An 8,288-nucleotide genomic window follows, 5' to 3' on the forward strand; every position below is an offset into this window, starting at 1 on the left:
CAGCCACATGACCACCACGAACGCGATCGCCGCAATGACGATCAGCGCCCAGCTCAGCACGCGGAACCACTGGCGCACCGAATGCGGCGCCTTGACGAGCTTCGGGTTGCGCAGCGCGATATCCGTATCGGCCGTCATCTCCGGCGTCTCGAACGAGGCGGTCGGCTTCCACTCGCCGTCCGTGCCCTCCTGCAGACGAATCGACTTCTGCTGCAGCGCGTACTCGTCGATCATCCCGGAACGACCACGACCCCGGGTCTGGTCGTACTGCTGCGGGATGCCCCTGCGGTTGCGCTTCTCCTGCGCACGGCGTTCTGCACGGTTCGGCATGCTCACTCCTTCATGATGCGAACGGATTCACTGCAAGCTACTGTACAACAGCAACCGCAGAAATCCCGGTTACGGCATCCTTCGCGCTTACCGCGGCAGCGCCATCGGGCGGCGCGAGGCCTCAATCGGCGCGGGCAGCTCGGTGTCGCCGGTCAGGTAGCGGTCCACGGCGGCGGCGCAGGAGCGGCCTTCGGCGATGGCCCAGACCACCAGGCTCTGTCCGCGGCCCGCGTCGCCGCAGGCGAAGACGCCGTCCTGCGACGTGGCGTACGAGTCGTCACGCGACACGTTGCCGCGTCCGTCCAGCTCGACCGGCAGTTGCTCGCTCAGCGTCGTGGTATCCGGATGCAGGAAGCCGACCGAGATCAGCACCAGGTCGGCGGGCAACACGCGTTCGGTGCCCGGCTGTCGGGTGAACGGCCCGTCCTCCCCCGGTGCGACGTTGACGACCTTGAGCCCGGTCACATGGCCGTGCCCGTCGGCCACGAATCCGGCGGCCGTGGCCGAATGCTCGACACGGACTTCGGTTTGGCCTTCCCCCGCCTCGTTGTTGTCGGACCCGATGAAGTTCACCGAATCCGTGTTGTACAGATACTCGCCGCCCTCCTCCATCGAGCTGGTCTGCTGGTACAGGCGCGCGTAGGTGGGCCACGGCTGGTTGTCGGGGCGTTCGGTCGGCTCCTTGGACATGATCTGCAGCACGGTCACGCTCCTGGCGCCCTGGCGGATGGCGGTGCCCAGGCAGTCGGAGCCGGTGTCGCCGCCGCCGATCACGATGACGTTCTTGTCCTTCGCGTCGATGCCGTGGACCGGTTCCTTGCCGTAGACGCGGCGGGTCGCATCCGGCAGGTACTCCATCGCGAAATGGATGCCGTCGAGCTCGCGCCCGGGCAGGTTCATGTCGCGCGGCACGGTGGAGCCGATGGCGACGACCACCGCGTCGTACCGCGAGCGCAGCTCGTCCCAGGAGATGTCCTTGCCGACCTCCACGCCGGTGCGGAATCGGGTGCCTTCGGCCTCCATCTGCTCCACGCGGCGGTCGATCAGCCGTTTGTCGAGCTTGAAGTTGGGGATGCCGTAGCGCATCAGGCCGCCGATCGCGTCGTCGCGCTCGTAGACCACGACGGTATGTCCGGCGCGGGTCAGCTGCTGGGCGCAGGCGAGTCCCGCCGGCCCGGAGCCGACGACGGCCACGGTCATGTCGGTCAGGCGGTGCGGCGGCATCGGCTTGACATAGTCCAGCTGCCACGCCTGGTCGATGATCGTGCACTCGTCGTTCTTGATCATCGTCGGCGGCTGGCGGATGCCCAGCACGCAGGCCGATTCGCACAGGGCCGGGCAGATGCGGCCGGTGACCTCAGGGAAGTTGTTGGTGGAGGACAGCCGATGGTAGGCGTCCTCCCACTTGCCCTGATACACCAGGTCGTTGAATTCGGGGATGAGGTTGCCCAGCGGGCAGCCGGTCATGCAGAACGGGGTGCCGCAGTCCATGCAGCGGGACGCCTGTTCGCGCGTCCAGGGCTGCAGGCCGGATTCGGCGTGCACGTCCATCCAGTCGCGGATGCGCTCCTCGACGGGGCGTTCGGCCGGTTCGCGGCGGGTACGTACTTTAAGGAATCCTCTGGGGTCCGCCATGTCAGCGCGCTCCTTCCATCACCTGCTCGTACACCTGTTCCCAGACGCCGGGCTCGTTGAAATCGATATGCTCGTCTTCGGCGCGGCGCATCGCCGCGGTCATCGCCACATACTGCCTGGGCACCACATGCGTGAACCGGGCGGCCGTCGCATCCCAGTCCTCCAGCAGCGCGGCGGCGAACGCCGAGCCGGTCTCCTCGGCGTGGCGCTTGACCAGGTCGCGCACCTTCCCGGATGTCGCCCCGTCCAGCGGTTCGAACAGCAGCGACCCGTGTGCGGCGGCCTCGGGGTTGACCTTGGACGTGTCCAGGTCGAGCACGAACGCGTCGCCGCCGGAGAAGCCGGCGCCGAAGTTGCGTCCGGTGGGGCCCAGCACCACCACGGTGCCGCCGGTCATGTACTCGCAGCCGTGGTCGCCCACGCCCTCGACCACGAACGTGGCACCGCCGTTGCGCACCGCGAAGCGTTCGCCGGCCTTGCCGGCCACGAACATCTCGCCGGAGGTCGCGCCGAAACCGGTCACGTTGCCGGCGATCACGTTCGTATGCGGGTCGAAGGTCACGTCGTCGGCCGACCGGACGACCATGCGTCCGCCGGACAGGCCCTTGCCGGCGTAGTCGTTGACCTCGCCGTAGACGCGCAGGGTCTCGCCGCGCGGGATGAACGCGCCGATCGACTGGCCACCGGAACCGTGCAGGGTCATGTCGATCGTGTCGTCGGGCAGGCCCTCGGCACCGTAACGACGGGTGATCTCGTAACCGACCATCGTGCCGAGCGTGCGGTTGACGTTGCGGATCGGCATCTCGATGCGCACGGGTTCGCGGCGTTCCAGCGCGGGCTCGGCCAGACGGATCAGCTCGTTGTCCAGCGCCTTGTCGAGCTCGTGGTTCTGCTCGATGGTCTTGTGCAGGATCGTGCCGGGGACCGGGCCGGGCTGCATCAGCACGTTCGTCAAGTCCACGCCGTCCGCCTTCCAGCGGCTGACCGCCTCGTCCTGATCCAGGCACTCCACGTGGCCCACGGCCTCTTCAAGCGTGCGGAAGCCGAGCTGGGCCAGCAGCTCGCGCACCTCTTCGGCGATGAACATGAAGAAGTTGACCACATGCTCGGGCTTGCCGGTGAACCGGGCGCGCAGCTCCGGGTCCTGCGTGGCGATGCCCTGTGGGCAGGTGTTCTTCTGGCAGGCGCGCATCATCACGCAGCCCTCCACGATCAGCGCCGCGGTGGCGAAGCCGAACTCCTCGGCGCCCAGCAGGGCGGCGATCATCACGTCGCGGCCGGTCTTGAGCTCGCCGTCGCACTGCACGGTCACGCGGGAGCGCAGACCGTTGAGGATCAGCGTCTGCTGGGTTTCGGACAGGCCGATCTCCCACGGGGTGCCGGCGTGCTTGATGGCGTTGAGCGGGGCCGCGCCGGTGCCGCCGTCATAGCCGGAGATCAGCACCACGTCGGCATGGCATTTGGCCACGCCGGCCGCGATTGTGCCGACGCCGAACTCGGAGACGAGCTTGACGTGGATGCGGGCCTTGGGGTTGGCCATCTTCGCGTCGTTGATCAGCTGCTTCAGATCCTCGATCGAGTAGATGTCATGGTGCGGCGGCGGGGAGATCAGCTCCACGCCGGGCGTGGAATGACGCACCTTGGCGATCCACGGCGGCACCTTGGCACCGGGCAGGTGGCCGCCCTCGCCCGGCTTGGCGCCCTGGGCGAGCTTGATCTGCAGGTCGGTGGCATGCACCAGGTAGTCGCTGGTCACGCCGAAGCGCGCGGAGGCGATCTGCTTGATGCGGCTGACGCGCAGCGGGTCGTTGATCCGGTCGTCGGATTCGCCGCCTTCGCCGGAGTTGGAGCGCGCGCCGATCATGTTCATCGCGATGGCGAGCGTCTCGTGCGCTTCCTGCGAGATTGAGCCGTAGCTCATCGCGCCGGTGGAGAAGCGCTTGACGATCTCGCTGGCCGGCTCGACCTCGTCGATCGGGATCGGCTGGCGGGTCGGCTTGAACCGCATCAGGCCGCGCAGCGTCATCAGACGGTGCGACGTGCTGTTGATATGCGCCGAGTACCGCTTGAACATGCCGTAGTCGCCGCGCTGCGTGGACTGCTGGAGCAGGAAGATGGCCTCCGGGTCGTTCAGGTGGTTCTCGCCGGTGCGCCGCCACTTGTAGTCGCCGCCGGTGGGCAGCTCGTCATGCGCGGTGACGGTCCACTGATTCGGATAGGCCACGCGGTGGCGGCGGGCCACCTCCTCGGCAATCTCGTCCAGTCCGATGCCGCCGACCTGCGAGGTGGTGCCGGTGAAGTACCGGTCGATGACGGTCTTGTTCAGGCCGACCGCCTCGAACAGCTGGGCGCCGCGGTAGCTCATGATGGTGGAGACGCCCATCTTGCTCATGATCTTGAGCACGCCGATCGACAGGGCGTGCGTCACATTCGTCACGGCGGTGGCCGCATCGACCGTGAGGTAGCCGCGGCGGGCCTGGTCCTCCACGGTCTCGAACGCCAGGTACGGGTTCACGCATGCGGCGCCGTAGGCGATGAGCAGCGCGACGTGGTGGATCTCGCGCACGTCGCCGGCCTCCACGGCCAGCGAGACCTGGGTGCGCGTGTGCCGACGCAGCAGATGATGCTGGACCGCGGAGGTGAGCAGCAGCGACGGGATCGGTGCCCACGTGTGGTCTGAGCCGCGGTCGGAGAGCACGATGAAGTTCGCGCCGTCGGCGATCGCCCGGTCGATGTCGGCGAAGATCTCGTCGAGCCGCGATTCGAGCGCGGGGCCACCGCCGGCGACCTGATACAGGCCCTTGACGACGAACGGCCGGTAGTAGCCGTCGAGGATGGCGGCGCGGTCGAGCCGCTTGAGCTGCGCCATCTCCTCGGAGTTGATGACCGGCAGCGGGATCAGGATCTTCTTGGCGTGCAGCTCGGTGTCCTCCAGCAGGTTCGGCTCGGGGCCGATCGCCGATTCCAGACAGGTGACGATCCGTTCGCGCTCCCAGTCGAGCGGCGGGTTGGTGACCTGCGCGAACTTCTGCGTGAAGTAGTCGAACAGCATGCGGCTGCGGTCGGAGAGCACGGCCATCGGCGTATCGTTGCCCATCGAGCCGAGCGGCTCCTTGCCGGTGTCCGCCATGGGGTTGAGGATCAGCTTGATGTCTTCCTCGGTGTAGCCGAAGGCGCGCTGGCGGCGGAGCACCGATTCGTAGGAGTGGTTGACGTGTTCGCGGGCGGGCAGTTCGTTCATGTGCACGCTGTTGCCCTCCACCCACTGCCGGTACGGGTGCTGCGCGGCGAGCGCGTGCTTGATCTCGTCGTCCGGCACGATGCGGCCTTCGGCGGTGTCCACAAGGAACATCCGACCCGGTTCCAGACGCCCCTTGACGCTCACGTGTTCGGTGGGCACGTCGGGCAGCACGCCGGCTTCGGAGGCGAGCACGACCAGGCCGGTGTCGTCCAGTTGCCAGCGGCCCGGGCGGAAGCCGTTGCGGTCGAGCAGCGCGCCGACCTGCGTGCCGTCGGTGAAGATGATGTGCGCCGGACCGTCCCACGGTTCGATCAGCGTGTTGTTGTACTCGTAGAAGGCGCGCACGTCGGGGTCGAGCGTGTCGTCGTTCTCCCAGGCGGGCGGCAGCATCATCAGGATGGCGTGCGGCAGGCTGCGGCCGGCCAGGTGCAGCAGCTCCAGACACTCGTCGAAGGTACCGGAGTCCGAATAGCCGGGCGTGGCGATCGGCAGCAGCGGCTCGAACTCGCCGAGCAGTTCGGAGCTCAGACGTCCCTCGCGGGCCTGCAGCCAGTTGCGGTTGCCCTGGATGGTGTTGATCTCGCCGTTGTGGGCCAGCAGTCGGAAGGGCTGGGCCAGCGGCCAGCTGGGGAACGTGTTGGTGGAGAAGCGCGAGTGCACGATGGCCACGCGCGCCGCCATCCGCTCGTCGTTGAGGTCCGGGAAGAAGCCAGTCAGCTGCATGGTTGTCAGCATGCCCTTGTAGGTGATGGTCCGCCCGGACAGCGAGGCGAAGTACACGCCGACCTCGTGCTCCACGCGCTTGCGGATGCGGAACGCCTTGCGCTCCAGGTCCAGTCCGCTCAGGGAGCCGTCCGGGGAGGCGACGACCAGCGTGACGAACGCGGGCATCGAGGCCAGCGCCTGCAACCCCAGCCCGTTCGGATCGGTCGGTACGGCACGCCAGGCGAGCGGTTCCAGCTCCTCCTCGCGCACGATGGCGGTGATGGCCTGCTGCTGGCGGCCGCATGCGGCGGTGTCCCGGTCCAGGAACGCGATGCCGGCGGCGTAGTGGCCCGGTTCCGGCAGCGGCGCGTCGACCACAGCCCGCATGAACGCGTCGGGCATGCCCATCAGGATGCCCGCGCCGTCGCCGGTGTTCTCCTCGGCGCCCACCGCGCCACGGTGGTCCAGGTTCCTCAACACCTCGATGGCCTTGTCGATGACGCGCCGCTCCGGCCGACGGTTCATGGTGGCGACCATGCCGACGCCGCAGGCGTCGTGTTCCGCGGCGGGGTCGTAGAGCCCCTCCCCGCGGCGGACGGTCAGATCTAGCGGAGCATGCAACGTCACTTGGATCACCTCTCCTGTCCTGTAGTGTGCAATGAGGCCAAGGCGTGGCCCGGCCCCTCCCACCTGTTCGCATGACGGCACGGCAGGCGTCCGGTACGCGAACCGTGAATGTCTCGTAGGTTGACTGGGCTAGAGAGTACCGCCCGGATGTTTCCACGCAACTTCGGTGTCCATATACCGATATCCGCTGTCCGTCGCGCGGACGCCCGCATGGTGGTTTTACAGATCGAACAGCGCGAACATGCGTTCGATAACGGTGTCGTTGAGCAGGCGGCCGCGCAGCGTGGGCACGACGCGGGATTCGCGGAACCCGACCAGACCGTCCCGTTCGAGTTCCGCGATGCCGGCGGACAGCCGGTCCGATGGCATCCGTGCGTGGTCCAACACGGTCAGGTCCAGTCCTTCGCGAAGGCGCAGCCCGAGCATGATCGCTTCCTCGAGCGATTCCTCCGGAGTGATGGTCTCGCTGTCCGCCCAGGGCACTTGGCCGGTGTTGATCCGCTCGCCCCAGAGCCGCGGGTGTGCGATATCCCATGCGCGCAGGCTGTGGGGGACGGCGTCCTCCTCGCCACCGGGGGTGAAGGTCGCGTAATGGGAGTGGGCGCCGGGGCCGATGCCGGCCCAATCGACGTTGCGCCAATAGCCGAGGTTGTGACGGCTCTCGCTGCCGGGGCGGGCCCAGTTGGAGATCTCGTACCATTGCAGGCCGGCCGCGGAGAATAATTCGTCGGCGATCTCGTATTTGGCCGCCTCGTCGTCGTCATCCGGTTTCGGCAGCACGCCGGCGGCGATCTGCCGTCCCATCTTCGTCGTCGGCTCCACGGTCAACGCGTATGCGGAGACGTGGTTCACTCCCAGATCGATGGCCGCCCGCACCGACGTGCGCCAGTCGTCCAGGCTCTCCCCCGGAGCCCCGTAGATCAGGTCGACCGAGCTGCGCAATCCCGCCGCTTCGGCGGCGCGTACGCCGGCCTCCACGTTGGCCGGCGTATGGATGCGGTCCAGCGTCCTCAGCACATGCGGCACGGCCGACTGCATGCCGAACGAGACGCGGGTGAAGCCGCCGTCGGCCAGCGCGCGGATGGTCGCCGCGTCCACCGTGTCCGGATTCGCCTCCGTCGTGATCTCGGCGCCGTCCTCGACGCCCCAGAGTTCGCGGATGGCGTTCAGGATCGCGATCAGGTCGTCGGCGGGCAGGATCGTGGGCGTGCCGCCGCCGAAGAACACGGTCGAGGCCGGCGGTTCGGCGATGCCGTGACGCTCCTGCCAGTCGCGGACCAGCCGCATCTCACGGATGGCCATGGCGGCGTAGTTGCCGCGCGACGCGCCGCCGCCCAGGTCGACGGCCGTGTACGTGTTGAAATCGCAGTATCCGCAGCGCCGCAGGCAGAACGGCACATGAACGTAGACCTCGAACATGACTCACACCTCCACGCGGCGCTGCCGTTGCGGCCTTGGCGGCCGCTCCCCTCGCCTACAGGCAATCCACTGGATTGCCTGCTTCACGGCTCGGCGCCGCAGGCAAAACGGCACGTGGACGTAGACCTCGAACGCCATCAGCCTTCGGACTTCTGCGCGGCGCGGATCTTGTCCTTGGTGTCGCGGTCGTTCGCGCCCTCGCCGGTGGACAGGGCGGCGATGAACGCCTCCTGCGGCACCTCCACATGGCCGAGCATCTTCATGCGCTTCTTGCCGGCCTTCTGCTTCTCCAACAGTTTGCGCTTACGGGTGATGTCGCCGCCGTAGCACT

General features: G+C 67.7%; 4 protein-coding genes and 1 pseudogene. All 5 read right to left on the reverse strand.

Translation table 11 applies throughout. The features are described 5' to 3' along the window. Nucleotides 1-330, reverse strand: a 330-nt coding sequence (locus B4C31_RS03435) for a tripartite tricarboxylate transporter TctB family protein (protein WP_291531352.1), incomplete at its 3' end; no start/stop codon positions are given. 87 nt (nt 331-417) lie between these two features. Continuing rightward, the gene (locus tag B4C31_RS03440; protein ID WP_291531353.1) at nt 418-1,965 is read right to left on the reverse strand and encodes a glutamate synthase subunit beta; all 1,548 of its coding nucleotides are present in this window, start codon (nt 1,963-1,965) and stop codon (nt 418-420) included. Nucleotide 1,966: 1 nt separating this feature from the next. Next, nucleotides 1,967-6,538: a glutamate synthase large subunit gene (gltB, locus tag B4C31_RS03445; RefSeq protein ID WP_291531354.1), complete on the reverse strand. Its 4,572-nt coding sequence runs from the start codon at nt 6,536-6,538 to the stop codon at nt 1,967-1,969. Nucleotides 6,539-6,757: 219 nt separating this feature from the next. Further along, nucleotides 6,758-7,957 carry a radical SAM family heme chaperone HemW gene (hemW, locus tag B4C31_RS03450; RefSeq protein ID WP_291531355.1) on the reverse strand — a complete coding sequence of 400 codons (1,200 nt, stop codon included), beginning with the start codon at nt 7,955-7,957 and terminating at the stop codon, nt 6,758-6,760. Between the two features lie 137 nt (nt 7,958-8,094). After that, nucleotides 8,095-8,288 (reverse strand): annotated as a pseudogene (locus B4C31_RS03455) (elongation factor 4); the annotation flags it as partial.

This window comes from Bifidobacterium sp. UBA4282 (genome assembly GCF_002394995.1).
In the GTDB taxonomy this organism is placed as follows: Bacteria; Actinomycetota; Actinomycetes; order Actinomycetales; family Bifidobacteriaceae; genus Bifidobacterium; species Bifidobacterium pullorum_B.

Coding starts and splice junctions, on each gene's coding strand:
- B4C31_RS03440 (WP_291531353.1), bottom strand. CDS start 1,965: ATGGCGGACCCCAGAGGATTCCTTAAAGTACGTACCCGCCGCGAACCG.
- hemW (WP_291531355.1), bottom strand. CDS start 7,957: ATGTTCGAGGTCTACGTTCATGTGCCGTTCTGCCTGCGGCGCTGCGGA.